Genomic DNA, 25049 nt, shown 5'->3' with positions numbered 1-25049 from the left:
TAAAAAGGGTCCCTGCGGACCCTTTTTTGCCGGAATCATCCGAGCCGCCTGCAGGCGGCGAGGTGGGGGGCGCAGGGCTGTGGTAAACAGGGGTCCCTGCGGACCCTTCTGTGCCGATCGAATCCGAGCCGCCTGCAGGCGGCGAGGTGGATCAATCCTCCCGATCCGTCACTTCCACCAAGTGGTAGCCGAACTGCGTGCGCACCGGCCCCTGCACCACGCCGACCGGGGCGCTGAACACCACCGAATCGAATTCCGGCACCATCTGGCCGCGCCCGAAGGTGCCCAGATTGCCGCCGTCGCGGTTGGACGGGCAGCTGGAATGTTCGCGGGCGACGGCGGCGAAATCAGCGCCGTTTTCGATGTCGGCCTTCAGCTTCAGGCACTGTTCTTCGGTGTCGACCAGAATGTGGCGGGCAGAGGCTTGGGTCATGTGAGGCTCCTGTAGGGCGGAAATATAAGAACCTGGAAGAATAACCCGGATTGCCCGAACGCCTGCTACGGACCCCCTGTATCCGGCCATACCCCCATGATGCAAGAGTGTGGGTCGCTCACCCGCCTGCGGCGGGTCGGCCGGGTACGCGCAATGGCAAAGGCCGTCCCGACAGGACGGCCTTTGCGTGCAGGGAGCCGGGTCCGCCGCGGGTGTCAGTGCCCCAGATAAGCGGCCTGGATTTCCGGCGAAGCCAGCAGTTCGCGGGCGGGGCCTTGGTGCGAGAGCTTGCCGACTTCCAGGACGTAGCCCCGGTCCGCCAGTTTCAGGGCCATGCGGGCGTTCTGTTCGACGATCAGGATGGTGACGCCGGTTTCGCGCACGTCGCGCAGCACCTGGAAGATGTTGCGCACGATGATGGGCGCCAGACCCAGGCTGGGCTCGTCCAGCAGCAGCAGGCGGGGCTTGGTCACCAGCGCCCGACCGATGGCCAGCATCTGTTGTTCGCCGCCCGACAAGGTCCCGGCCAACTGGGCGCGGCGTTCGTACAGGCGCGGAAAGATCTTGTAGACGTGTTCGCAGCTGTCGGTGATTTCCGCCGGCGGGCGGGTGAAGCCGCCCATGCGCAGGTTTTCAGCGACCGACAATGTGCCGAAGACGCGCCGACCTTCCGGCGACTGGCCGATGCCCAGGCGCACGATCCGGTCGGCGCCCATGTGGGTGGTGTCGTGGCCGGCAAAGGTGATCTTGCCTGAGTGCGGGGTCAGCAGGCCGCTGAGCGTGCGCATCAGCGTGGTCTTGCCCGCCCCGTTGGCCCCGAGGATGGCGACGACCTCGCGCTCGGCTACTTGCAGCGAGATGCCCTTCAGGGCCTGGATATGGCCGTAGTTGACGCGCAGGTCTTCGATTTCGAGCAGATGGGTCATGACTGGGCCTGTTCTTCGTGGATGGCGTTCATCAGCGGGTCGTCCTCGTCGTCGTCATCCTGGCCCAGGTAGGCCTCGATCACCAAGGGATTGGTGCGGATGTCGGCCGGCTTGCCCTCGGCGATCTTCTTGCCGAAATTGATGACGACGATGTTGTCGGTGACGTTCATCACCACGCTCATGTCGTGTTCAACCAGAATGACGGTGATGCCGGCATCGCGGATGGCGCGGATGGTGTCGTTCAGCCCTGCGGATTCCTGTTCGTTCAGGCCGGCGGCCGGTTCGTCCAGAATGATGAGTTCGGGTTGCGCCACCAGGGTGCGGGCCATTTCGACGCGGCGCTGGGCGCCGTAGGGCAGGGATGTCGCGATTTCCTGCGCGACGTCGGCCAGGTCCAGCTGTTCCAGCACGACCATGGCGCGTTCGACCAGGGCGTGTTCCTCGCGGCGCTGGGCGGGCGTGCGCAGCAGGCCCTGCCACCAGGATTGCCGCATGAGCAGATGCTGGCCCGCGATCACGTTTTCCAGCACCGTCATGTCGGTGAACAGGCGGATGGTCTGGAAGGTGCGCCGGATTCCCGCCTCGGCCACCCGGTGGGGGGCCAGGCCGGTCATGTCGCGGCCGTGCCAGCGGATATGGCCGTCGGTGGGTTTGTAGACGCCGGTGATCATGTTGAAGACCGTCGTCTTGCCGGCGCCGTTGGGGCCGATCAGGCCGACGATCTCGCCGCGCCGGACCTGGAAGCTGAGGTCGTCGACCGCCCGCAGGCCGCCGAAACTGATGCCGATCCGGTCCAGCTCGAGCAGGATGTCGGAGGATGAAGTAGGGGACAGGGGCGAATTCATAGGGCTCCCTTGCGTGCGGGCCAGATGCCCTGCGGACGCAGAATCATGACCAGGATCATGGCGATGCCAAAGACCAGATAGCGGTACTGGGCGAATTCCGTGAAGATCTGCGGGACCACGAACATCATGGCCGTGCCCAGCAGCACGCCCGGCACCGATGCCTGGCCACCCACCAGCACGATGGCGAACAGCACGACCGAATCCGTGAACTGGAAGGACCCGGGGCTGACGGCGGACAGCTGCATGGCGAACAGCGTGCCCGCCAGGCCTGCGATGCCGGCCGACAGCGCGAAGGCGGCGACCTTGTAGTTGCGGGCGTTGACCCCCAGCGTGGTGGCCGCCAGTTCATCGTATTTGATGTAGCGGAAGGTGCGCCCCAGGGACGAGCGATCCAGGTTGCGCATCAGCCACAGCACGATGGCCAGGACTACCCAGTTCAGGTAGAACAGGTCGCTTTGCGTGCCGAACATGTGCCCGAAGACGGTCGGGCCGCTGACGCCGAACAGGCCGTCGGCCCCGCCCGTGAGGCCGAACAGATTGTTCTTCATGGCCAGCACGAAAATGGCGTTGAAACCGATGGTGACCACCAGCAGATAGTCGCCCCGCAGCTTGACGATGGGGGCGGACAGGATGGCGCCCAGGGCGGCCGACAGGACGATGGCCACGGGGATGGTCCACAGGATCGGCCAGTTGAAGGACAGGGACAGGATGGCGCTGGCGTAGGCGCCGATGCCGAAGAACACCGCGTGGCCCATGTCGTACATGCCGGCGCGCCCCAGGACGATGTCCTGCGACAGGGCGACGATGGCGTAGATGGCGAAGATGCCGCCGATCGTGATCCAGGCGGGCGACATGACCGAGGGGATGAGCAGTCCGATGATCCACAGGACGGGTCCCAGCACGCGCAGGAAGCGGGTGCCGGCGCTGGGGGGCGGGGCGACGGGGACCGTGGCGGCGGGCGTCGGGGCGGAGGTTTGATTGGTGAGATTCATGGCTTAGACCTTTTCGGCGACGCGTTCACCCAGCAGGCCCGAAGGGCGCACCAGCAGGATGCCGATCAGCAGTGCGAAGGTAATGGCGTCTTGCCAGGAACTGGAGATGTAGCCGGCGGCGAAGGCATTGAACAGACCCAGCACCAGCCCCCCCAGCATGGCGCCGGGAATGTTGCCGATCCCGCCGATGATGGCGGCGATGAAGGCGTTCAGGCCGTAGGACCAGCCCATGGTGAAATAGGTCTGGCGGTAGTACAGGCCGATGAACAGGCCGCCGATGGCGCCCAGCACCGGGCCGATGATGAAGACCAGGGCGATGACGCGATTGACGTTGATGCCCATCAGGCGGGCGGCGTCCTGATCGATGGCGGTGGCGCGGATGGCCGTGCCCAGGCGGGTGTGGTTGACGAAGAAGTACAGGGCCGCCATCAGCAGGAAGGCGCAGATGATGATCAGCAGCTGGACGAAGCTGAGGTAAGCGCCGCCAAGCTGCCAGGTGATGTTGGGCAGCAGGTTGTTGGGGAAGACCTGCACGTTGGGGGACCAGATCAGCATGATGCCGTTTTCGATCAGCATCGATGCGCCCAGGGCGGAGACCACGGCCGACAGGCGGTGGGCCTTGCGCAGGGGCTTATAGGCGAATTGGTCCAGCAGCGTGCCGGCGACGGCCACGATGATCATGGCGATCAGGAACGCCAGGATCAGCAGCACCGGGGTGGACAGGCCGCCGAAGGCGCCCGAGGTCAATGTGGTGAGGCCGATGAAGGCACCCAGGATGCACAAATCGCCATGGGCGAAATTGATCATCTTCAGCACCCCGTAGACCATCGTGTAGCCCAGGGCGATCAGGGCGTAGATGCCCCCGACCGTGACCCCGTTGATGAATTGCTGGAGGATAAAGTCCATCGATCGGTTTCCGTGGTGGTTCGCGAGGCGCTGAGGCTGGGATGCCGCTCGACCTGCGTGAAGGCCGCAACCCCGGGGCCGGACGGCCCGGGGGGCGGTGAAAAATGACCCCCGCGCCGCGCAGGCTTCGCCTGCTTGCCGCCGCCCGGAGGGCGGGCGCTTTTTGCCTTGGGACGGCCCGTCGGCAAAAAAGCGTGGCGCAGCGGCAGCGCCGGCTTGGCGTCAGGGGCTGGCGGCTTTACTTGTCCGCCGGGTAGATGGTCTTGTAGCCGCCGCCAGCCTGGACTTCAAAGGCGGACATCGGGCTGCCGATGCGTTCGCCCTTGGCGTCCCAGGTGAAGGGGCCGGTCAGGCCGTTGAAGGGTTGTTTCATGTCATGCAGCCAGGGGATGAGCTTGGACGTGTCCGTGCTCTTGGTGGCTTCGATGGCGGCCAGCACGGCCCGGAAGCCGTCCGCGTTGGTGAAGGTGTAGATGCTGGGGGGCGGAGCGCCAAAGGCCTTGGTGTAGTCGGCCAGGAACTGCTTGGCTTCCGGATACGGCAGGTTTTCCGGCGCCGGCACGTTGACGATCACAGCGCCAGCGGCGGCATTGCCGGCGATCTTGGCGAAGTTTTCATTCTGGTTGGCGTCGCCGCCCACGAACACCGTGTCCATGCCCAGTTGCTTCATCTGAGCGCGGATCAGGCCGCCGTCGGTGTAGTAACCCGAGAAGAACAGCACGTCCGGGGTCTTGGACTTCAGTTTCGTCAGCACGGCGCTGTAGTCCTGCGTGCCGGCGTTGATGAAGTCTTCACCCACGATGTTGCCGCCTGCCTTCTTGATGGCGGCCGTGGTGGCTTTGGCCAGGCCGGTCGCATAGCTGGAGTGATCGCTGAGGACGGCGATGCGCTTGTATTGCTTGACCTTGACGAAGTAGTTGGCGACGAATTCGGCTTCGTCGCTGTTGGGAGGCGCGTTGCGGAAGAAGGTCTTCCAGCCTTTCTGGGTCAGCTCGTCGCTGGTGCCGTCCGAAGTCTGGATGACGTTGGCGGCCGAGTAGATCGGGGCCGCGGCCAGGGCGGCGCCGCTGGTGTAGGTGCCGATCACGGCGGTGACGCCGTCGTTGACCAGTTTGCGGCCGCAGATGGCGGCCTGAGCGGCCTTGCCTTCGTCGTCGCAGACGATGACTTCGATCTTGCGTCCCAGCACGCCGCCGGCGTCATTGTGTTGCTTGGCGATCAGCCGGACGCCGTTTTCGATACCCTGGCCTTCAGCGGCGTATTCGCCGGTGATGGGGGCCTGCACGCCGATCTTGATGGGGCCGTCGGCCGCCACTGCGGTGCCCATGCCCATCAGGGCCAAGGAAACTGCCGCCGAAAGCGTGGAAAGTTTTGTCAGCCTGCTCATGTCTGGATTCTCCTTTGCATGGACCCGGGTGGAACCATATATTCGTAATATATTAATACCGTGTTTGTGACACCATGGGGGTATTCCCGAGGGCCGGAAAGGCTGGCCGACAGGAAACCGGAGGCTGGGGATTGGGATTCAGAGGGACTGCCCCGGCCTAGTTCGGCTTGTCCGGATGCCGATGGTTGTGCCAAAGGTACAACCCACCGAGGACAAGAAAACCGTTCTGAAGTTTAACTATCGTTGCGAATAGGTACAACCAGGGGTTTTACTAATAAGCCTCAGTGCCGCCCCGTACTGCCGAAGCCGCCCGCGCCGCGCTCGGTTTCGGTGCTGAAAGCGTCGACCAGGTGGAGGCTGACCTGGACGACCGGCTGGAACATCAGTTGCGCGATGCGCTCGCCCGGCTGGATCATGTAGGCCTGTTCGCTGTCGTTGGTCAGCAGGACCTTGATCTCCCCGTGATAGTCGGCGTCGATGACGCCGATGCCCTGCGCGACGCGGATGCCGTGCTTCAGGGACAAGCCGGAGCGGGAGGCGACGATGGCGACCAGGCCCGGGTCCATCATGTTCAGGGCCAGGCCGGTGGGGACCAGGATGCGCTCGCCGGGGGCCAGCGGCAGGGCGGCCGCCACGCAGGCTCGCAGGTCCATGGCGGCGGATCCGCTGGTGGCGTAATCGGGCAGCGGAATGGCATCCGTGCCCAGCAGGGGGTTGACGATTCGGGTTTCGATTTTTCTGGACATATGTGCGTCTTGAAGAGAATGGATCGTGGGCTGATTGCCGGCCGCGCCTGACGTCCGGGGCGTTTGGGGGCGCCCCGGAGCGTTCATTCCTCGCCGCCGATGGTGCCGAACTCGATGGGCGTTCTGCAGTAGAAAAGCCGCAGTCCCGGCTCCTCGTGCAGGCGCTTCATGATTGCGTCGCATTCGGCGCCCGAGACCGACATGGTGATTTCCACGGGCTGGTCGGCCAAGTCGAAGAACCGGGCCGAGTGGACCTTGTGGTGGGCGCCGATGCCTTCTTGCGCGGCCAGTATGGTGGCGCCGCGTATCTTCATGGATTGAGCCAGCTCCAGAAGCCATTGGTGCATGGGCAGGCAACCGTGCATTCGATCCTGTTGCGTGAAAAAGGTCAGTTGATAGCCTTGCATGATAGCCTCGCTTTCCGCTGCAGTGGTGCGGCGGCTCCCGCCTATCGGACTTTCGTCGATCATTTACATTACGCCGATTTCAGGCGCGGGGCATGTGCTGCGCAATCCACGCCACCAGTTGGCGGGCGGCCTGCAGCTTGGCTTGGCGCGGCAGGGGATGGGCGCCGCCGTCGTCGAAGATGACCAGTTCGGTATCGTGGGCGTCCATGGCCAGTTGGGCCAGGTTGCCCACGATCACGGGAATGTTCTTGCGCTGGCGTTTGGCCTGGGCATGTTCGTGCAGATGGTCGGTTTCCGCCGCGAAACCCACGCACCAGGGGCCGTCCGGCAGCGCGGCGATGTCGGCCAGGATGTCGGGGTTCTGGATGAAATCCAGAGCGGGCGGTTCGCCGTCCGCCTGTTTTTTCAGTTTGGTGGCGGACGGGTTGGCGATGCCCCAGTCGGCCACGGCCGCCACCGCGATGAACAGGTCCGCATCGGGGGCGTGGGCCAGCGCGGCGGCATGCATGTCGCGAGCCTGGGCGACGTCGATGCGGGCGACGCCGTCCGGGCAGGCCAGGGCCGTGGGGCCGGAGATCAGCGTGACCTGGGCGCCGGCTTCGGCGGCCGCCCTGGCCAGGGCGTAGCCCATGCGCCCGGAAGAACGGTTCGTCAGCACGCGCACCGGGTCGATGGTTTCACTGGTCGGGCCGGCGGTCAGCAGCACGCGCAGGCCGGCCAGGACCTTGGGCTGGAAAAAGGCGATCACGGCGCGCAGGATCTGGTCCGGTTCCATCATGCGGCCGGAGCCGCTTTCGCCGCAGGCCTGGCTGCCTTCGGCCGGGCCGATCAGGGTGACGCCATCGGCCCGCAGCTGGGCGGCGTTGCGCTGGGTGGCCGGATGGGTCCACATCTCGTGGTTCATCGCGGGCGCGGCCAGCAGCGGCACCGAGCCTCGGGCCACGCACAGGGTCGCCAACAGGTCGTCGGCCAGGCCGTGGGCCAGTTTCGCCAGAAAATCCGTGCTGGCCGGCACGATCAGCACGGCGTCGGCGCCGCGCGTCAGGTTGATGTGGGCCATGCGGTTGTCCATCCGGCTGTCCCAGGCGTCGACCCAGACGGGGCGTCCGGACAGGGCCTGCATGGTGGCGGGCGTGATGAAGCCGGTAGCGGCCTCGGTCATGACCACGTCCACCGTGGCGCCTTCGTCCTGCAGGCGGCGCAGCAGTTCGGCGGATTTATAGCAGGCGATCCCGCCCGTCAGTCCCAGGATGATGCGTTTGCCTGATAGATCCGGCATGGCGGGTCCCCTATGATCGGTGGGCGCGGCGGTTGCGCAGGATTTCGTCCAGGATCAGCAGCCCGGCGCCGCAGGTGATGGCGATATCGGCCAGGTTGAAGGCCGGGAAGTACCAGTCCCGCCAGTAGAACAGCAGAAAATCCACGACGTGCCCGTGCATCAGGCGATCCAGGGCGTTGCCCAGGGCGCCGCCCAGGATGCAGCTCAGGGCGATGCAAAGCAGGCGCTGGCCGGCGTGGGTGTAGAGCCAGCGCAGGATCAGGATGGCGGCGATCAGGGCGATGCCGGTGAAGAGCCAGCGCTGGGAACCTCCGCCATCGGCCAGGAAGCTGAAGGCGGCCCCGGTGTTGAACAGCAAGGTCAGGTCGAAGACCGGCAGGACGGGGATGCGTTCGGCATAGACCAGGCTGTGCGATACCCAGGCCTTGGTCGCCTGGTCCAGCAGCACCAGCAAGAGAGCGGCCAGCAGCCACCCCGCCAGGGATCGCAGCCGGCGCCGGACCGTTGTCGGGGCCGCGGCGCCGGCTGGCGCGATCAGGGCTGACGAGGCGGGCGGCGCCAGGTCGCGGCGGGGTGACGGCTCTTTAGGCATGGCTGCGCCGTTCGCCGTCGCCAAACAGATTGTCGGCGCAGCGCCCGCACAGTTCCGGGTGCTGTTCGTCGCGGCCGACGTCGGCGCGGTGGTGCCAGCAGCGCCCGCATTTCTCGTGCGTCGTGGCCTGCACCTGGATCTCCAGGGCGCCTTCGGCGGCATGCGCGTCGGCGCGCGACACCAGCATCACGAAGCGCAGGTCCTCGCCCAGGCTTTGCAGCAGGGCCAGGTCGTCGCCGCCGGCGCGGTAATCGACTTCCGCCGCCAGCGAGGAGCCGATTTCCCCGCGCGTGCGCACGGCTTCGATCTCGCGCATGGTGTCGGCGCGGATTTCGCGCAGGCGAGCCCAGCGGGTCGCCAGCAGGGCGGCGTCGGCGGGCGCGGGCACGTCATGGAACCGCTCTGTGAAGATCGTGGGCGATGCCGGGTTGCCGCCCAGATCGGCCCAGGCTTCTTCTACCGTGAACGACAGGATCGGGGCCAGCAGTTTCAGCAGCGTGTGCGTGATGTGGTGCAGGGCAGTCTGGGCGGCGCGCCGCGCCGCGCTGTCCTTGCCGGTGGTGTACAGGCGGTCCTTCAGGATGTCCAGGTAGAAAGCGCCCAGGTCTTCGGAGCAGAAGATCTGCAGGCGGGCCACGGCCGTGTGGAATTCGTAGCGTTCATAGGCGGACAGGACTTCGGCCTGCATGACAGCGGTCATCTGCAAGGCGTAGCGGTCGATTTCCAGCAGCGCGTCCGGCTCCAGCAGGTCGGTGGCCGGATTGAAATCCGCCAGATTGCCCAACAGGAACTTCAGCGTGTTGCGGATGCGCCGGTAGGATTCGACGACGCGGTCCAGGATCTGCTTGGAGATCGACAGTTCGCCGGAGTAATCGGTGGATGCGGTCCACAGGCGCAGGATTTCGGCCCCCAGGGCGTTGGCGATTTCCTGCGGGTAGACCACATTGCCCACGGACTTGCTCATTTTCTTGCCCTGGCCGTCGACCACGAAACCGTGGGTCAGCAGGGCCTTGTAGGGAGGGCGGCCGTAGAGCATGCAGCCGGTCAGCAGGGACGAATGGAACCAGCCCCGATGCTGGTCGGAGCCTTCCAGGTAGAGATCGGCCGGCCAGGCCAGCTGGCCGGCATGGGACCCTTTCAGGCAATGATCCTGGCCGCCCAGCACCGTGGCGTGGGTGGTGCCGGAATCGAACCAGACGTCCAGCGTGTCGCGGTTTTTCTCGTAGAGGTCGGCCTCGTCGCCCAGCAGGTCGCGGGGATCCAGGGTTTGCCAGGCCTCGATGCCGTCGCGTTCGACGCGCTCGGCCACCTGATCCAGCAGTTCCGGCGTGCGCGGATGCAGGGCGCCGGTTTCCTTGTGCACGAAAAAGGCCATCGGCACGCCCCATTGGCGCTGGCGCGACAGCGTCCAGTCGGGCCGGTTGGCGATCATGGCGTGCAGCCGGGCGCGGCCCCAGGCCGGGTAGAAGGCGGTGTCGTCCACGCCCTTCAGGGCCATTTCGCGCAGGGTCGGGCCGTCGGCGGGCTGCACGTCCATGCCGGCGAACCACTGGCTGGTGGCGCGATAGATGATCGGCGTCTTGTGGCGCCAGCAGTGCATGTAGCTGTGGGTGTGGGCTTCGGTATGCAGCAGGCTGCCGGCCTGGCGCAGCGCTTCGACGATCTTCGGGTTGGCCTTCCAGATCAGCTCGCCGCCAAAGAGCGGCAGGCTGTCGGCGTAATGCCCATTGCCCATGACCGGATTGAGCATGTCCGCGTCGCTCAGGCCGTGCGCCTTGCAGGAAATGAAGTCCTCCACACCGTAGGCAGGGGCCGAGTGCACCACGCCGGTGCCGGAATCCAGGGTGACGTAGTCGCCCAGGTAGATGGGCGACAGGCGGCGGTAACCGGCATCCACTTCGTACAGCGGGTGGCGGAACGCCAGGCCGGCCAGCGCCTGGCCGGAGGCGCGGGCGATGATTTCGCCTTCCAGGCCCCAGCGCTGCAGGCAGGATTCGGCCAGTTCGCTGGCGACGAGCAGCAGAGAGCCGGTGGCGCGGGGTTCCTTCAGCCGCACCAGCGCGTATTCGTGGTCGGGATGGATGTTGAGCGCCTGGTTGGCCGGGATGGTCCAGGGCGTGGTCGTCCAGATGACGATGGCGCCGGCGTCGACTTCGCCGGGCAGGCCGAAGGCGCGGGCCACGGCGGCGCGGTCTTCGAAGGCGAAGGCCACGTCCACGGACGGGTCCTTGCGGTCGGCGTATTCGACCTCGGCCTCGGCCAAGGCGGAGCCGCAGTCGAAGCACCAGTTCACGGGTTTCAGGCCGCGGAAGACGAAGCCTTTTTCCATGATGCGGGCCAGGGCGCGCAGCTCGTCCGCCTCGTTGTGCGGATTCATGGTCAGGTAGGGGTTGTCCCATTCGCCCAGCACGCCCAGGCGCTTGAAGTCGGCGCGCTGGCGCTCGATCTGTTCGGCGGCGTAGGCGCGGGCTTTGGATTGGACTTCCGCAACCGGCAGGTGCTTGCCGTATTTCTTTTCGATCTGGATTTCGATCGGCATGCCGTGGCAATCCCAGCCGGGCACATATTGGGCGTCGAAGCCGGCCATGTCGCGGCTTTTGACGATGATGTCCTTGAGGATCTTGTTGACGGCATGGCCGATGTGGATGTCGCCGTTGGCGTACGGCGGGCCGTCGTGCAGGATGAATTTCGGCCGTCCCTGGGCGGCCGCCCGAATGACTGCGTAAATCTTTTTTTCCTCCCAGGCGGCGATCCAGCCCGGCTCGCGTTTGGCCAGGTTGCCCCGCATGGGGAAAGGGGATTCGGGCAGATTCAGGGTGTCTCTATAGTCCATGGGAGGCGAAATAGTCGCGAGCGCCTTGCACGTCCTGGCGGATGGCGGCGATCAGGGTGGTTAAGTCAGGAAACGATTCCTCGTCGCGCAGAAATTCGAGAAATTCGACGCACACCAGTTTACCGTAGGCGTTTACCTGTTGATCGAGGATGTGGGTCTCCAGCAGCAGGGGGCCGTCGCGCGTCACGGTGGGCCGCACCCCCAGGCTGGCAACGCCCGGCAGCGGGGCGTCCCGCAGGCCGTGCACCCGCACGATGTAGATGCCGGAGCGGGCCGCGCAGGGAGCGGGGACGCGCAGGTTCAGGGTTGGAAAACCCAGGTCGCGACCCAGCTTCTGGCCATGGATGACGTGGCCGGTGATCCTGAAAGGGCCGCCCAGCAACTGGCAGCTGTGCTCCAGGTTGCCCACGGCCAGGGCGGTGCGCAGGGCCGAGCTGGAAATACGCTGCCCGTGGCCGTCATTGACGTCGGCGATGGTGTCCACTGTGAAACCGTGCTCCCGGCCCAGGCGGCGCAGCAGGTCGATGTCGCCGCTGCGTTTGTGGCCGTAGCGGAAGTCTTCGCCCACCAGCAGCCAGCGGGTGTTCAGGCCCCGCACCAGCAACTGGCGGATGAAGTCTTCCGCGCTCATGTCGGCCAGATTCTGGTCGAAGCGCTGAATGACGATCTGGCGCATGCCCTGGTCGGCCAGCAGGGCGACCTTGTCGCGCAGGCTGCTGATCTGGGTGGGGATGAGCTCCGGCCGACCGCCCCGCCGGGCGAAGAAGGCCCTGGGGTGGGGAGCGAAGGTCATGACCGTGGGCTCCAGGCCCTGCGCCTGCGCCTGGTCGCGCACCTGCGCCAGGATGGCCTGGTGCCCCCGGTGCACGCCGTCGAAATTGCCGATGGTCAGGGCGCTGGCAGCGGTGGTGTCGCGCCGGGGGAGCGCGCGGTAGAGGCGGGGAGCGGGTTTCACGTCGGAGAGTTTACAATTTCGGGTTTGGGATCCTCTGAACAAGTCGAGCGGAAAGCAGGCGCTGCGGATAGCAGCCGGATGCAAGGCGCAAACCGCAGCGATAGCCGTAGCTATCGCGAGGATTTGCAACGCCGCAGACGGTTGCTATCCGCAGATGCATGCGGCGCGGTGACTTGTTCAGAGGATCCCCATCCCTTGATTTTATGTCGGAGAGCACGCGCATGGAGCATACCCCCGAACGGCCGTTGCGGGTGGCTATCCTGATTTCGGGCCGGGGCTCGAACATGCAGGCGCTGGTGGATGTCGTGGCTGCCGATCGCCTGCCGGTGCAGGTCTGCGCCGTGTTGTCCAACCGGGCCGATGCGGCGGGGCTGGATTGGGCGCGCGCCCGGGGGCTGCCGGCCGAGTCTCTGTCGCACCGGGATTTCGACAGCCGCGACGCCTTTGATGCGGCATTGCTGGCGCGGCTGGATGCGCTCGCGCCGGACGTCATCCTGCTGGCGGGGTTCATGCGGGTTCTGGGCGCCGATTTCGTGCGGCATTTCAATGGCCGCATCATCAATATCCACCCTTCTCTTTTGCCGGCATTTCCGGGCCTGCATACACACCAGCAGGCACTGGCCCAGGGGGTGCAGTGGCACGGCTGCACCGTGCATTTTGTCACGCCGGTGCTGGATCATGGCCCTATCATTGCCCAGGGGGTCATCCCGGTGCTGGCATCCGATACGCCGGACGGCTTGGCGCAGCGGCTGCTGCCGGTGGAACACCGGGTCTATGCCCAGGTGCTGCGCTGGCTGGCCGAAGGCCGGGTGGCGTTGCAGGAAGACGGGCGGGTTCAGGTGGCCGGTGTCGAGCACCGGGCCTGGGTGGGCGACACACTTTTTGAATGACAGGATGGTTATGAGCACGAATGAATCGCGGGATCGATCCCGCAAACGTCCTGCGGATGGCCGCCCGCGGCGCGCCGACGATCGGCGGGCGCAGGATGCGGCGGGGCGGGAACGCGCTTCCAAGCGTCCCTCCGGCGATCGTCCGGTACGCGCGTCTTCGGTCGATCGCCCGGCGCGCTCGTCTTCCAGTCGGCAAGGCGAGGACCAGGCGCCGGCGCGACCCTATGTCATGGCGGCCGCCCGGATCGAACAGGTCCGCCAGGTGCTGGGCGAAGTCCTGCAGTGGCAGTACCCGGCCGACGCCGTGCTGTCGCACTGGTTCCGCGCCCATGGCAATGCCGGGCCGCGTGACCGGGGGGAAATCGCCGAGGCCGTGTTCGATGTGCTGCGCCACCTGCGCCGCTACCGGCAGTTCGCCGAAAGCGGTCAGGGGTCCGCGACCCGCCGCCTGGCGGTGCTGGGCCTGGCCTCGGTCTGGCCGCGCAGCACCCTGGATACGGGACTGGATGAACATGAACGCACCTGGCTGGACTATGTGCAGGCCTTTCCGGTGGCCAGCCTGCCTCTCGGGGTGCGCTATAGCGTGCCGGACTGGCTGGAAGCCCACCTGACCCGCCTTCCGGATGCCGAATCCCTATTGCAGGCCTTGAATCAGACGGCGCCGCTGGATCTGCGCGTCAATCCGTTCAAGACGGATCGGGCCGCCGTGCTGGCTGCATGGGCGCAGGGGCCGGAGGCCCGCTGGGCGGCGCAGGCCACCCCGTATTCACCGTGGGGCATTCGCATCCAGGGACGCCCGCCGGTGAATCGCTGGGGCTCTTTCGAGCGTGGCGACATCGAGGTCCAGGACGAGGGCAGCCAATTGCTGGCCGCGCTGGTCGCCCCCAAGCGGGGGGAGATGGTCATCGATTTCTGCGCCGGGGCAGGGGGCAAGACGCTGCTGCTCGGGGCGCTGATGCGCTCCACCGGACGCCTGTATGCCTTCGACGTGTCGGCGGCCCGACTGGCGCGGGCCAAACCGCGCTTTGCCCGCAGCGGTCTGTCCAACATCGTGCCGGTGGCCATTGCCGAACGGCATGATCAGCGCGTCAAGCGTCTGCGCGGCAAGGCGCATCGCGTGCTGGTGGATGCGCCCTGCAGCGGCCTGGGCACCTTGCGCCGCAACCCGGACCTTAAATGGCGCCAGCATCCCGAATCCCTGGAACAGCTGCGCGCGACCCAGGCGGCCATCCTGCGGGACGCCGCGGCCTGCGTGCGCCCGGGCGGGCGGCTGGTCTATGCCAGTTGCAGTTTGTTGCCGGAAGAAAACGAACAGCAGGTTGAGGCTTTCCTGGCGGAACACCCGGAATTCACGCTGCTGGACGCGGGTGCTGTGCTGGCCGACCGGGGTATCACGCTGACATTCGATGGCCCCTTGCTGCATTTGCGTCCGGACGTGCATGGGACGGACGGTTTCTTCGCCGCCGTGATGCAGCGCCGCCTGCCCGAGGCGCCCCAGGCCGACGAGCCCGCCGAAGCGCAGGCGGATCCCGTCTGAACGGACCGCCGCGCCCCGGACGGACCGGGGGCGGCGCCTGTCCTTCACGCGCGGACCCCGGTGGTCTACACTGAAAGTCTTCCCCCATTCTGCGGGTACCCACCTGAACACCATGAATACCTGGCTATCCTTCCTGCAGGGCGGCGTCCTGCAGCTGGGCCCCTGGGCCTTGCTGGCCGTCACCCTCATCCTGACCCACATCACCATCGTGGCCGTGACGCTGTACCTGCACCGCAGCCAGGCGCACCGGGGGGTGGACCTGCATCCCGCCGTGGCCCATTTCTTCCGGTTCTGGCTGTGGCTGACGACGGGCATGATCACGCGTGAATGGGTCGCCATCCACCGCAAGCACCACGCCAAATGCGAACGCGACGGCGATCCCCACTCGCCGGCCGTCTTCGGCCTGGCGCAGGTGTTCTTCCGGGGCGCGGAACTGTACCGCGACGAGGCGCGGAATCCGGAAACCCTGCAGCGCTACAGCCACGGCACGCCCGACGACTGGTTGGAACATCATCTGTATGGCCGCCATAATCTGCTGGGCATCGGCCTGATGCTGGCGATAGACCTGGCGCTGTTCGGCGTGATCGGCCTGACCATCTGGGCCGTGCAGATGGCCTGGATTCCGTTCTGGGCCGCAGGTGTGGTCAACGGCCTGGGGCATGCCTGGGGCTACCGCAATTTCGCCTGCCCGGATGACAGCACCAACGTGTCGCCCTGGGGCATTCTGATCGGGGGCGAGGAACTGCACAACAACCACCATGCCTATGGCACTTCGGCGAAATTTTCGTCGAGATGGTACGAGATCGATCTGGGCTGGGGATATATCCGGGCGCTGCAGGCCTTGGGGCTGGCCCAAGTGCGCCGGGTGGCGCCGCGCTTGCAATGGCAGTCCGAGGGGCCGGTGGCCATCGAATCCCTCAGCCAGGACCAGCTGCAGGGCATCATTGCCCATCGCTATGATGTCCTGGCGCGGTATTCCCGCATGGTCAAGGCCACCGTGGCGCACGAGCTCAAGGCCTTGAAGCTGCGCCGCTGCCTGGCCGAACGCCGCTTGCTGCGGCAGTGCAAAAAATGGCTGGTGCGCGATCCGCAAGCGCTCGCGCCCGTCGAACAGGCGCAGGTGGCGCACGTCCTGTCCGTGGCGCCGGCCCTGTCCACTCTGCTGCAGATGCGCCGCGAATTGACGGCCCTGTGGGAATCCTCCAGCGCCAGCAGCGACCAGCTGCTGGCCGATTTGCGGGCCTGGTGCCAGCGGGCGCAGGCCAGCGGCATCGACGGCCTGGAACAATTCGCGTATCGACTACGCTCTTATGCTGCATGATTGAAAGTCTGAACGAACAACAACGCGCCGCCGTCACCCTGCCGGCGCAGCATGCCCTTGTCCTGGCCGGGGCGGGCAGCGGCAAGACCCGGGTGCTGACCACGCGCATGGCGTGGCTGATCCAGACGGGCCAGGTCGGCCCCTTCGGCCTGCTGGCCGTCACCTTCACCAACAAAGCCGCCCGCGAAATGCTGTCGCGGCTGTCGGCCCTGCTGCCCATCAATACGCGCGGCATGTGGGTCGGCACCTTTCACGGCCTGTGCAATCGTCTGTTGCGGGCGCACTTCCGCGAGGCAGGCCTGCCGCAGACGTTCCAGATCCTGGACAGCGCGGATCAGTTGTCGGCCATCAAGCGCATGCTCAAGGCCAACGGCGTGGATGATGAACGCTTCCCGCCGCGCGACGTGCAGCGCATGATCAACGGCGCCAAGGAAGACGGCCTGCGTCCCAAGGACCTGGACGTGCGCGACAGTCATGCGCGGCGGCTGGCCGATCTGTACCAGCGCTACCAGGACCAGTGCGAGCGCGAGGGCGTGGTGGACTTCGGCGAACTGCTGCTGCGGGCGTATGAGCTGCTGCAGCGCGAGGCCCCGATCCGCGAACATTATCAGCGGCGCTTCCAGCACATCCTGGTCGACGAGTTCCAGGATACGAACGTGCTGCAGTACCGCTGGCTGATGCTGCTGGCAGGCAGCCACACGCCGGTGTTCGCGGTGGGCGACGATGACCAGTCCATCTATGCCTTCCGGGGGGCGAACGTCGGCAATATGGCGGATTTCGAGCAGCGCCACGCGCACGGCAACGTCATTCGCCTGGAACAGAATTACCGCTCCCACGGCCACATCCTGGATGCCGCCAACGCCCTGATCGCGCACAACGCCCATCGTCTGGGCAAGAACCTGTGGACCGAGGCGGGCGAGGGCGAGCCCCTGCGCGTGGTGGAGCAGGCGTCCGATCAGATGGAGGCCCAGTGGCTGGTCGACGAGATCCGCGCCCTGTTGCGCGAAGGCCGGCCGGCGCACCAGATCGCCATTCTGTACCGCAGCAATGCGCAGTCGCGGCCCATCGAGCACGCGCTGTTTTCGTCCCGCGTGCCCTATCGCGTATATGGCGGCCAGCGGTTTTTCGAGCGCCAGGAAGTCAAGCACGTCCTGGCATACCTGCGCCTGATCGACAATCCGCATGACGATACGTCCTGGATGCGGGTGGTCAATTTCCCCACGCGCGGCATCGGCGCGCGCACATTGGAACAGCAAGCCGATGCCGCGGCGCAGTATGGCACCAGCCTGGCGGGCGCCGTGGCCTATGTGCCGGGCAAAAGCGGCGCCGGCCTGGCCCGCTTCGCGACCTTGATCCGCGAGATGGGCGAGGCCGCCCAGTCCCTGGACCTGCCGGAATTGATCGGCCATGTGGTGCACCACAGCGGCCTGGAGGCCCATTACCGGGCCGACCGCGAGGGCCAGGACCGGCTGGACAATCTGCAGGAATTGGTCAATGCCGCCGCCGCCTTCGTGGCGGAAGCCGGCCTCCAAGGGCTGATCGCCGGCCGGATCCCGGAATTCTCCGCCGGCGGCGCTGTACCGGATAGCGCGGGCTTGATGGCAGCGAATGCCGTGTCGGGCGCGGCGCCCGTTGCTGATGCGTTTCCGCAGGGCGATTCCGATTTCGATGCGGCCATCGCGCCACCCGCCGTCATGTCGCCGTTGGGCGCCTTTCTCAGCCACGCTTCACTGGAAGCGGGCGACAACCAGGCCCAGGCGGGCGAGGATGCCGTGCAGTTGATGACGGTGCATGCGGCCAAGGGCCTGGAATTCGATGTCGTCTTCATCACGGGCCTGGAAGAAGGCCTGTTTCCGCACGAGAACAGTCTGCTGGACGCCGGCGGCCTGGAGGAAGAGCGCCGTCTGATGTACGTGGCCATCACCCGGGCCCGCGACCGCCTGACGCTGACCCTGGCGCAAAGCCGCATGCTGCACGGCCAGACGCGCTACGCGCTGCGCTCGCGCTTCCTGGATGAAATCCCGGAACAGGACCTGAAGTGGATCACGCCGCGTCAGCGCGCGGCGGCCCCCGAACAGCAGCCTGCCTGGCGCGGGGCCTTTCGCCGTGGCACGGGGAGCTGGCAGGGCGAGAGCGACAGCAGCTTCGCGCCGCGCGCCGCGCGCACCCGAACGGCCGATGTCACCGTCGGCGACCAGTGTTTCCGCATCGGCGCCGCCGTGCGCCACAGCCGTTTCGGCGAAGGCACCATCGTGGCGCTCAGCGGCACCGGCGCCGAGGCCCAGGCCCGGATCGAATTCCATGATGTGGGCGCCAAGACGCTGGCGCTGGGCGTGGCGAAGCTGGATATCTTGTAGTCGCTATTTCCTCCGAAGGGATGCCGATGTGTTCACGCACGGCGATTTGCTGCCTGAATTCCGTGTCTGGCGTGTCGCATGGGCACGGCTCGTGCGGTCGGATGTCGTCTGTCCGATTCGCGGCTTGTCATCGCACCGTGTCTTCGGCGCTGAGCTGAAAATTGCGGCGGCAGGCCGCCGACTGTGAAGTGGCTTTGATCAATCATCGCGTGCCCGGGCGGTCAGGGGCGAATCTGCCCGGAACCGATGACCTGCCACTTGTAGGTGGTGAGCCCTTCAAGTCCGACCGGGCCGCGCGCATGCAGGCGGCCGGTCGAGATGCCGATCTCCGCGCCAAGCCCGAACTCGCCGCCATCGGCAAATTGCGTCGAAGCGTTCCAGATGACGATCGCAGAATCGACCCGGCTCAAGAACGCCTTGGCCGCGTCATGATCCTCCGTAATGATTGCCTCGGTATGGCCCGAGCCGTGAAGCCCGATGTGGCGCACAGCGTCATCCACGCCGTCGACAACGCCCATCGTGCAGATCGCATTGAGGTGCTCGGTGTCCCAATCCTGGGGGGCGGCGGGGATAACGCGTGGGTCAATGGACTGCGTGGCTGCATCGCCCCGGATTTCGCACCCCGCGTCCAGTAGGGAGGCGACGACCTGTGCGATGTGGGGATAGTCGCGATCGAACAGCACTGTCTCGGTGGAACCGCAAACGAAGGTGCGGCGCATTTTCGAGTTGACGACGATGGCTGCCGCCTTCGCCGGATCGGCTGCATGGTGGACGTAGCAATGGTTGATGCCGTCCCGATGGGCGAGGACAGGGATGCGCGCCTCGTCCTGGACGCGCTCTACCAAGCCGCGCCCGCCCCGAGGAATGATCACGTCTATCCAGTCCCTTGCCCGCAACATGGCGCCTACAGCGGCGCGATCACTTGTCGGTACGAGCTGAACCGCCTCGCGCGGCAAGCCATTCCGGGCAAGGGCGTCGGAGAACGTCTCCCTAAGAACCCGATTGGTTGCAAGGGCTTCCGAGCCGCCGCGAAGGATCACGGCATTGCCCGACATGACCGCAAGGCCGCCGGCGTCTATGGTGACGTTCGGACGGCTTTCATAGATGATTCCGATGACCCCAAGCGGGACGCTTATGCGCTGAAGCATGAGCCCGTTGGGCCGCTCGTGGCGATCGAACACGGAGCCGACTGGGTCTGGCAGCGCTGCGACTTGCTCAAGACCGGCGGCCATGCCGGAGATTCTCTCCTCATTCAGGGCGAGACGGTCCCGCATGACCGCCGAGATGCCTGCGTTGTCGACACGCGCGAGGTCTTCCGCGTTCGCATCGAGGATGGCTTGGCTGCGCTCGCGAATGGCGGCGGCTGTGTCTCGTAGAGCGGATGCCTTCCGCTCTGACGATGTCGCGGCGAGAACCGCCGATGCATGCCTTGCCGCACGCCCGATATCGGCAATGACCTCTTCCACCGTCATGATGTGATTTCCTCTTTGGATACGGTTCGCATAGTAACTTGCATTATGAAAGTCGCTGGGATATTCTTGCATTATTGAACTTCTTTCGCAAGAGGCGTCCTTCATGCAGAAAACCAGCTACGAGGGCATGCAGTGCCCGATCGCGCGCAGCCTTGAGCGCGTCGGTGAATGGTGGAGCATGCTGATTTTGCGTGAGACGCTCTTCGGCTTCACGCGCTTTTACGAGTTGGAAGAAAATCTCGGGATCGCGCCGAACATGCTGAGCCGCCGTCTGAATGCGCTGGTCGAGGCAGGGATGCTGGAAAAATGTGCCTACACCACTCGTCCCATCCGTTACGAGTACAAGCCGACTGACCGTGCCCGGGATTTCGCGGACGTGCTGCTGGCCTTGCTGAGTTTCGGCAATCGGCATTTTGCGCCCGAAGGCAAAAGCGTGACCGTCATTCATGACGAGACCGGCATCGAAGCCGTGCCCGTCATGGTCGACGCCCGCACGGGCATACCCCTGGCGAGTCCCGCTTATCGGTGGGTGGCCGGGCCATTGGCCAGCCAAAGCACGCGGGAACGCTATGCCACTGACCGCCGCCTTGGTTCCTCGGGGCTAGCATGAGCGTCTTGGAAGGCGAGGCAAGCCGGTATGACGATTTCAGGGCGGCGTGGATGCTGCTTGCGGTCTGTGGACTAGTTCCGTGGAGAACACGGAACTTGACCTAAGCAAGGAACGGTATGGAAGACAATAGCTTGCAGGGAAAACTCTACCTGGAGGACCTGAAGGTTGGGCAGGAGTTCCTTAGTGAACAGCATCGTCTGGATGCTGAACAGATCATCGCCTATGCATCCCAGTTTGACCCCCAGCTCTTCCATTTGGATGCCGAGGCGGCGAAGGACACTTTCTTTCAGGGGCTTGCCGCCAGCGGCTGGCACACGATGTCGATCACGATGAAGCTGCTGGTGCAAAGCATGCCTTTCGCGAAGGGCATTATCGGTGCGGGCGGAGAGATCGCGTGGCCGCGCCCCACGCGCCCGGGCGATATCCTAAGGGTGAAAAGCACAATCAGAGAGATCCGTCCCTCTCGATCCCGGCCCGACCGGGGCATGGTGAAGGTTTATAGCCAAACGTCCAATCAGGAAAATGAGGTGTTGCAGGAACTGACGGCAAACCTATTGGTCTTTCGGAAGGAGTGACCCTGCTGCAGGGTCCTCAAGCCCCTTGCCGTTCGTGATGGTTCACCGCCCGCGCCCCCAGCGCCGATGCAGGCGCTGGGCGGTGGCGTCCAGGGTGAATCCAAGGGCGCCGATCAGGATGATGACGGCCATCAGTTCCGAATACGCCAGCCGGTCGCGGGTATCCAGGATGAAATAGCCCAGGCCGGAACTGACCCCCAGCATTTCGCAGGGCACCAGGATGATCCAGACGATGCCGATGGCCAGGCGCAGGCCGGTCAGCATATGGCCCAGCGATCCGGGGATCACGATCTTCCACAGGATCTCGGCGCGGGTGGCGCTCAGGCTGCGGGCCAGCATCAGCCAGCGGGCATCCAGTTGGCGCACGCCTGCGCTGGTGTTCAGGATGATGGGCCAGACGGCGGCGAAGCTCAGCAGAAAATAGATCGGCGCGTCGCCCACGCCGAACAGCATCACGGCGATCGGCATCCAGGACAGCGGCGAGATCATGCGCAGGAACTGGAATGCCCCGCTGGTCGCGGATTCCAGCCGCCGGGACAGGCCGATGGCCAACCCCAGGGGGATGCCGAACACCAGCGCCCAGAACAGGCCCACCGCCACGCGCCGCAGACTGACCAGGGTGTGCACGGTCAACTGGTTGTCCGCAATCAGGTGCGCCAGGCTGGGCAAGGCCTGGCCCGGGGCGAACAGGCGCGCCATGGCCAGGTCCTGGCCCAGCAGGCCGATGCCGGCGGCCCACAGCAGCAAGAGCGCCAACAGGCCGCCCAGGCTGAGCAGCAGGCGCTGGCGGGACGAAGGGGCGGAGGACCGGGTGCTCATCAGCTGACCTCGAAGGTTTCCGTGCGGGTGTAGCCGCCTTCGATGCCGAAGGCCGACAGGCCGCCCTGCGCTTCGATGGCCTTGCGCACGTAGCGGTCATCCACCAGATCGCGGGCCACGTGGGCGGGGTCCAGCTCCCTCAGGAAGGCGTTCTCGCCCAGGACGTAGGTGTCTTTCAGCAGCGTCACCAGCTTTTCCGTGTAGCTGGGATAGGGATAGGGGCGGAAATCGATGCGCAACTCGTTCCAGTCGGCGTGACGGATGGCGCCGCTCTTTTCGTAGGCGGCATCGCGCTCGGCCGAAGGCAGCAGCACCCGCGCCAAAGTGGAGGCATCATGCGGCGTGTAGGCGGCCGGGTTGTTCCGGGCCAGGATCTTGACCGTGTCTTCGCGATGGCCGCGCACCCAGGCCTGGGCCTGGACGATGCCGTTGACCACTTTCTGCGACCATTCGGGGCGTTCCTGCAGGTCGCGGTCGTGCATGGTGACCACGCAGCAGGCGTGGTTGCGCCAGACGTCGCCGGTGAAGCGCCAGACCTTGCCCACCCCCAGTTCTTCGGCCTTGGCATTGAAGGGTTCAGCGACGATGTAGCCGGAAATCCGCTTGCTGCCCAAGGCGGGCAGCATGTCGCCGGGCGACATGACGACCAGTTTCACCTGTTTTTTCGTCGGCTCGCCTTCGTTGATGAACTCCAGTCCGGCCTGACGCAGAATGGCTTGCAGCACGATGTTGTGCACTGAATACCAGAAGGGAATGGCTACCGTGGTGCCGCCCAGGTCTTCCAGCGTGTTCACGCTGGGCAGGACGGTGAGGCAGGAGCCTTCGGTATGGTTCCAGGCCACGACCTTGGCGGGCGACTGGCTGCCGTAGCGCGACCAGATAGTCATGGGCATCAGCAGGTGGACCACATTGACCTGGCCGCTCAGGAAGGCCTCGACGATCTGCGACCAGCTGCGAAAGCGCCGGGGCTGTTCGACCTTGAGCCCTTGTTTTTCGAAGAGGCCGTTGTGGTGGGCGACCAACAGGGGCGTGGCATCGGTGATCGGCAGATAGCCGATGCGCACGGGCGCGTCGGGTTCGGCGGCATGGGCCAGGCGGCCGGCCTGCAGCAAGGGCAGGGCGCCCGCCGCGGTGAACAGTGCGGACAGCTTCAGGAACTGGCGGCGGCGCGCCAAGGTGTTGTCGGCATCGCCGCAGCAGGCATCAAGCAGTTTGAATCGTGTCATTGGGGTCTCGGTAAACGGGCGCTACGCAGGGTTTGCAGAATCTGGACGCGCAAGCCGGTCAGCTCGGACGTCGTTTCGTCCCGGGGGTGGGGCTGATCGACGGACCACTGGCCGATCAGGCGCCCGGGCTGGCCGCCGATCAGCAGGATGCGATCGGCCAGCAGCAGGGCTTCGTCGATGTCGTGCGTCACCAGGATGGCGGCCGCCTGATGCTGGGATCGGATCTGCAGCAGCAGCGATTGCATTTCGTGGCGGGTGACCTCGTCCAGGGCGCTGAAAGGTTCGTCCAGCAACAGAATCCGGGGCGCGCGGGCCAGTGTGCGGGCCAGGGAAGCCCGCTGCGCCATGCCGCCCGACAGTTCGTCGGGGTAGCGGGATCGGGCGGATTGCAGCCCGACTTCGCTGATGGCTTGCTGGACGCGCTGCTGGCGGGTGGTGTCGTCCAGTTTGGGTTGATGGCGGAAATCCAGGCCGAAGGCCACGTTTTCCTCCAGGGTCAGCCAGGGCAACAGGCTGGGATCCTGGAAGACCATGCCCAAGGCGGGCGACGGACCGGTCAGGCGTTGGCCGCCCAGCCGGATTTCGCCCGCCAGGGAGGGCTGCAGGCCCGCCAGGACCCGCAGCAGGGATGACTTCCCTACGCCGCTGGGGCCGAGCAGGGCGATGATTTCCCCGGCTTGCAGGTCCAGGGAAAAATCGGCCAGTACGGTGGAGGCCGACCGCTGGCCCGCCGCCGTGTAGCCCAGGGTGATGTCCTGGATGCTGAGCACGCAGGCGGGCGGAGCGTTGGTCCCGGATTGCGGCAGGGATGCGTCGACGTTCAGCATGCGTCAGGCCGCCTGGCGTTGTTCCAGCGCGTGGATTTCCTTGCGCAGGTGTTTGAGAGCCGGCGTGACGATGGCCACGAACAGGGCTTCGCGCAGGCGGCGCTGGGCCGGACTGCTCATCAGGTAGCCGGCGGCCCCCGCATGCAGGGCGGCCGACTGGGTCGCCCGCAGGCTCAGCTCGGATCCCAGGGCGCGGGCGCGCAGGACGCTGAGCAGCGGCGCGGCCTGTCCCTGGCGGGCCAGGTCATGTGTCTGGGTCAGCAGTTTTTGCAGCGCCGGCTGCAGATCGTCTTCCTGGTCGTCCAGATAGCAGTTCACGTGGGACAGCCGCTGGTTGGTGGCGTGGATCGTGTCCAGGCTGGCCTGGACCAGGCCGGCGCCCATGCCGATCTGCATCAGCAGAAAGCCGGGTTTGAAACCCTGCACGTAGGCGTCGAAATGTTCGGCGTCCGACAACACGTCTTCCGGCGGCACGTAGACGTTCTTCAGTCGCACGTTGTAGGTGCCGCTGCCTTCCATGCCCGAGAACGTCGGGCAGGCGCGCAGCGTCAGGCCTTCGGCCCCGGGGGGGATGGCGAACATGACGTAGCCGCCGTCGCCCAGGGCGGCGGCCACGATCAGCAAGTGGTCGGCTCCCAGATTCGATACCCAGGGCAGGGCTCCGCTGATCCGATAGCCTTCGCCTTCCCGATGGCCGCGCAGATTGATGCGCTCGATGCCGGCCAGATGCTTGACGGCATTGGACATGCCGGTGCCGGCCAGCAGGCGGCCGCTGGCGACGGCCTGCAGGTAGCGTTGCTTGACGGCCGGATTGCGGCTGTGCTGCAGGTACCAGGCGCAGGTGGCCTGGCACCAGACCAGGAAGGACGTCGATCCGCAGGTGCGCGCGACCTGCGCGATGATGTCGATCTGGGCGGGCAGGTCGCCGCCCAGGCCGCCGGCTTCGACCGGCAGGGCGGCGCCAAAGCCGCCCAGGCGGCCCAGCGCCTGCATGAACTCGCCGGGGTACAGGCCTTTGTCGATGGCCTCGACCCGGGGAGCCAGGGAATCGCGGATCAGTTGATCGATCCTGCCGTCCGCATCGGCAGGCAGAGCGACGTGCGTCATGGTGTGT

At 65.9% G+C, this 25049-nt stretch carries 23 protein-coding genes; 6 read left to right on the top strand and 17 right to left on the bottom strand.

Going from position 1 to position 25049, the window contains the following annotated elements; genetic code table 11:
- Nucleotides 1–151: 151 nt before the first annotated feature.
- The 12 genes from WBG56_RS14110 to WBG56_RS14055 all read right to left on the bottom strand — a co-directional run bounded on the left by WBG56_RS14110 (nt 152) and on the right by WBG56_RS14055 (nt 12301).
- Entirely contained in the window at nt 152–433 is a 282-nt protein-coding gene (locus WBG56_RS14110; RefSeq protein ID WP_424269409.1) for a peptidylprolyl isomerase, read from the bottom strand.
- A gap of 215 nt (nt 434–648) precedes the next feature.
- A complete protein-coding gene (locus WBG56_RS14105) occupies nt 649–1359 on the bottom strand; it encodes an ABC transporter ATP-binding protein (protein WP_424269407.1) in 711 nt (236 codons plus the stop codon).
- Entirely contained in the window at nt 1356–2204 is an 849-nt protein-coding gene (locus WBG56_RS14100; RefSeq protein ID WP_424269405.1) for an ABC transporter ATP-binding protein, read from the bottom strand. Before WBG56_RS14100 ends, WBG56_RS14105 begins: the two co-directional genes overlap by 4 nt.
- Nucleotides 2201–3196, bottom strand: coding sequence for a branched-chain amino acid ABC transporter permease (locus tag WBG56_RS14095; RefSeq protein WP_424269403.1), 996 nt, complete (start codon nt 3194–3196; stop codon nt 2201–2203). The genes WBG56_RS14100 and WBG56_RS14095 overlap by 4 nt, the downstream gene beginning before the upstream one ends.
- 3 nt (nt 3197–3199) lie before the next feature.
- A complete protein-coding gene (locus WBG56_RS14090; RefSeq protein WP_424269401.1) occupies nt 3200–4102 on the bottom strand; it encodes a branched-chain amino acid ABC transporter permease in 903 nt (300 codons plus the stop codon).
- Nucleotides 4103–4340: 238 nt separating this feature from the next.
- Complete coding sequence (locus WBG56_RS14085; RefSeq protein ID WP_424269399.1) at nt 4341–5489, bottom strand: branched-chain amino acid ABC transporter substrate-binding protein; 1149 nt, start codon at nt 5487–5489, stop codon at nt 4341–4343.
- Between the two features lie 281 nt (nt 5490–5770).
- Nucleotides 5771–6235: a dUTP diphosphatase gene (gene dut, locus WBG56_RS14080; protein ID WP_424269397.1), complete on the bottom strand. Its 465-nt coding sequence runs from the start codon at nt 6233–6235 to the stop codon at nt 5771–5773.
- An 83-nt stretch (nt 6236–6318) separates the two neighbouring features.
- Nucleotides 6319–6705, bottom strand: a complete 387-nt coding sequence (locus WBG56_RS14075) for a DUF190 domain-containing protein (RefSeq protein WP_424269395.1) — start codon at nt 6703–6705, stop codon at nt 6319–6321.
- A 16-nt stretch (nt 6706–6721) separates the two neighbouring features.
- Nucleotides 6722–7921 (bottom strand): bifunctional phosphopantothenoylcysteine decarboxylase/phosphopantothenate--cysteine ligase CoaBC, encoded by a 1200-nt coding sequence (coaBC, locus tag WBG56_RS14070; RefSeq protein ID WP_424269393.1) that lies wholly within the window; start codon nt 7919–7921, stop codon nt 6722–6724.
- A 10-nt stretch (nt 7922–7931) separates the two neighbouring features.
- Nucleotides 7932–8513 (bottom strand): signal peptidase II, encoded by a 582-nt coding sequence (gene lspA / locus WBG56_RS14065; protein ID WP_424269391.1) that lies wholly within the window; start codon nt 8511–8513, stop codon nt 7932–7934.
- Entirely contained in the window at nt 8506–11346 is a 2841-nt protein-coding gene (ileS, locus tag WBG56_RS14060; RefSeq protein ID WP_424269389.1) for an isoleucine--tRNA ligase, read from the bottom strand. Before ileS ends, lspA begins: the two co-directional genes overlap by 8 nt.
- A complete protein-coding gene (locus tag WBG56_RS14055; RefSeq protein WP_424269387.1) occupies nt 11336–12301 on the bottom strand; it encodes a bifunctional riboflavin kinase/FAD synthetase in 966 nt (321 codons plus the stop codon). The genes ileS and WBG56_RS14055 overlap by 11 nt, the downstream gene beginning before the upstream one ends.
- A gap of 221 nt (nt 12302–12522) precedes the next feature.
- Between WBG56_RS14055 and purN the strand changes: the two genes are divergently transcribed.
- From purN to WBG56_RS14035, 4 genes are all read left to right on the top strand, one after another.
- Nucleotides 12523–13191 carry a phosphoribosylglycinamide formyltransferase gene (gene purN, locus WBG56_RS14050; protein WP_424269385.1) on the top strand — a complete coding sequence of 223 codons (669 nt, stop codon included), beginning with the start codon at nt 12523–12525 and terminating at the stop codon, nt 13189–13191.
- A 262-nt stretch (nt 13192–13453) separates the two neighbouring features.
- Complete coding sequence (locus tag WBG56_RS14045) at nt 13454–14728, top strand: RsmB/NOP family class I SAM-dependent RNA methyltransferase (protein WP_424269560.1); 1275 nt, start codon at nt 13454–13456, stop codon at nt 14726–14728.
- A 112-nt stretch (nt 14729–14840) separates the two neighbouring features.
- Entirely contained in the window at nt 14841–16049 is a 1209-nt protein-coding gene (locus WBG56_RS14040; RefSeq protein ID WP_424269383.1) for a DesA family fatty acid desaturase, read from the top strand.
- The gene (locus tag WBG56_RS14035; protein ID WP_424269381.1) at nt 16046–18406 is read left to right on the top strand and encodes a UvrD-helicase domain-containing protein; all 2361 of its coding nucleotides are present in this window, start codon (nt 16046–16048) and stop codon (nt 18404–18406) included. Before WBG56_RS14040 ends, WBG56_RS14035 begins: the two co-directional genes overlap by 4 nt.
- 221 nt (nt 18407–18627) lie before the next feature.
- On the opposite strand, the gene WBG56_RS14030 is transcribed toward WBG56_RS14035, so the two are convergent.
- A complete protein-coding gene (locus WBG56_RS14030; protein WP_424269379.1) occupies nt 18628–19878 on the bottom strand; it encodes a glutamate-5-semialdehyde dehydrogenase in 1251 nt (416 codons plus the stop codon).
- 103 nt (nt 19879–19981) lie between these two features.
- Here WBG56_RS14030 and WBG56_RS14025 point away from each other — a divergent pair, with 103 nt between their 5' ends.
- Complete coding sequence (locus WBG56_RS14025) at nt 19982–20488, top strand: winged helix-turn-helix transcriptional regulator (RefSeq protein ID WP_424269377.1); 507 nt, start codon at nt 19982–19984, stop codon at nt 20486–20488.
- Between the two features lie 116 nt (nt 20489–20604).
- Nucleotides 20605–21063: a MaoC family dehydratase gene (locus WBG56_RS14020; RefSeq protein ID WP_424269375.1), complete on the top strand. Its 459-nt coding sequence runs from the start codon at nt 20605–20607 to the stop codon at nt 21061–21063.
- Nucleotides 21064–21105: 42 nt separating this feature from the next.
- Here the strand turns inward: WBG56_RS14020 and WBG56_RS14015 are convergent, their stop codons facing one another.
- Genes WBG56_RS14015 through WBG56_RS14000 form a run of 4 tightly spaced genes read right to left on the bottom strand, consistent with a single transcriptional unit; the run spans nt 21106 to nt 25042 of the window.
- A complete protein-coding gene (locus WBG56_RS14015) occupies nt 21106–21882 on the bottom strand; it encodes an ABC transporter permease (RefSeq protein WP_424269373.1) in 777 nt (258 codons plus the stop codon).
- Nucleotides 21882–23108: an ABC transporter substrate-binding protein gene (locus tag WBG56_RS14010; RefSeq protein WP_424269371.1), complete on the bottom strand. Its 1227-nt coding sequence runs from the start codon at nt 23106–23108 to the stop codon at nt 21882–21884. Before WBG56_RS14010 ends, WBG56_RS14015 begins: the two co-directional genes overlap by 1 nt.
- On the bottom strand, nt 23105–23935 hold the full coding sequence (locus tag WBG56_RS14005) for an ABC transporter ATP-binding protein (RefSeq protein ID WP_424269369.1): 831 nt from the start codon (nt 23933–23935) through the stop codon (nt 23105–23107). Before WBG56_RS14005 ends, WBG56_RS14010 begins: the two co-directional genes overlap by 4 nt.
- A 3-nt stretch (nt 23936–23938) precedes the next feature.
- Nucleotides 23939–25042 (bottom strand): acyl-CoA dehydrogenase family protein, encoded by a 1104-nt coding sequence (locus WBG56_RS14000; protein WP_424269367.1) that lies wholly within the window; start codon nt 25040–25042, stop codon nt 23939–23941.
- Between the last annotated feature and the right edge of the window lie 7 nt (nt 25043–25049).

It is taken from the genome of Castellaniella sp. (genome assembly GCF_049671645.1).
Lineage (GTDB): Bacteria > Pseudomonadota > Gammaproteobacteria > Burkholderiales > Burkholderiaceae_B > Castellaniella.
This window is presented reverse-complemented; position numbering and strand designations above follow the sequence as displayed.

Coding starts and splice junctions, on each gene's coding strand:
- ileS (WP_424269389.1), bottom strand. CDS start 11,346: ATGGACTATAGAGACACCCTGAATCTGCCCGAATCCCCTTTCCCCATG.
- WBG56_RS14025 (WP_424269377.1), top strand. CDS start 19,982: ATGCAGAAAACCAGCTACGAGGGCATGCAGTGCCCGATCGCGCGCAGC.
- WBG56_RS14035 (WP_424269381.1), top strand. CDS start 16,046: ATGATTGAAAGTCTGAACGAACAACAACGCGCCGCCGTCACCCTGCCG.
- WBG56_RS14110 (WP_424269409.1), bottom strand. CDS start 433: ATGACCCAAGCCTCTGCCCGCCACATTCTGGTCGACACCGAAGAACAG.
- WBG56_RS14005 (WP_424269369.1), bottom strand. CDS start 23,935: ATGCTGAACGTCGACGCATCCCTGCCGCAATCCGGGACCAACGCTCCG.
- dut (WP_424269397.1), bottom strand. CDS start 6,235: ATGTCCAGAAAAATCGAAACCCGAATCGTCAACCCCCTGCTGGGCACG.
- WBG56_RS14105 (WP_424269407.1), bottom strand. CDS start 1,359: ATGACCCATCTGCTCGAAATCGAAGACCTGCGCGTCAACTACGGCCAT.
- WBG56_RS14000 (WP_424269367.1), bottom strand. CDS start 25,042: ATGACGCACGTCGCTCTGCCTGCCGATGCGGACGGCAGGATCGATCAA.
- WBG56_RS14020 (WP_424269375.1), top strand. CDS start 20,605: ATGGAAGACAATAGCTTGCAGGGAAAACTCTACCTGGAGGACCTGAAG.
- WBG56_RS14030 (WP_424269379.1), bottom strand. CDS start 19,878: ATGACGGTGGAAGAGGTCATTGCCGATATCGGGCGTGCGGCAAGGCAT.
- WBG56_RS14085 (WP_424269399.1), bottom strand. CDS start 5,489: ATGAGCAGGCTGACAAAACTTTCCACGCTTTCGGCGGCAGTTTCCTTG.
- lspA (WP_424269391.1), bottom strand. CDS start 8,513: ATGCCTAAAGAGCCGTCACCCCGCCGCGACCTGGCGCCGCCCGCCTCG.
- WBG56_RS14095 (WP_424269403.1), bottom strand. CDS start 3,196: ATGAATCTCACCAATCAAACCTCCGCCCCGACGCCCGCCGCCACGGTC.
- WBG56_RS14100 (WP_424269405.1), bottom strand. CDS start 2,204: ATGAATTCGCCCCTGTCCCCTACTTCATCCTCCGACATCCTGCTCGAG.
- WBG56_RS14015 (WP_424269373.1), bottom strand. CDS start 21,882: ATGAGCACCCGGTCCTCCGCCCCTTCGTCCCGCCAGCGCCTGCTGCTC.
- coaBC (WP_424269393.1), bottom strand. CDS start 7,921: ATGCCGGATCTATCAGGCAAACGCATCATCCTGGGACTGACGGGCGGG.
- purN (WP_424269385.1), top strand. CDS start 12,523: ATGGAGCATACCCCCGAACGGCCGTTGCGGGTGGCTATCCTGATTTCG.
- WBG56_RS14040 (WP_424269383.1), top strand. CDS start 14,841: ATGAATACCTGGCTATCCTTCCTGCAGGGCGGCGTCCTGCAGCTGGGC.
- WBG56_RS14090 (WP_424269401.1), bottom strand. CDS start 4,102: ATGGACTTTATCCTCCAGCAATTCATCAACGGGGTCACGGTCGGGGGC.
- WBG56_RS14075 (WP_424269395.1), bottom strand. CDS start 6,705: ATGATCGACGAAAGTCCGATAGGCGGGAGCCGCCGCACCACTGCAGCG.
- WBG56_RS14010 (WP_424269371.1), bottom strand. CDS start 23,108: ATGACACGATTCAAACTGCTTGATGCCTGCTGCGGCGATGCCGACAAC.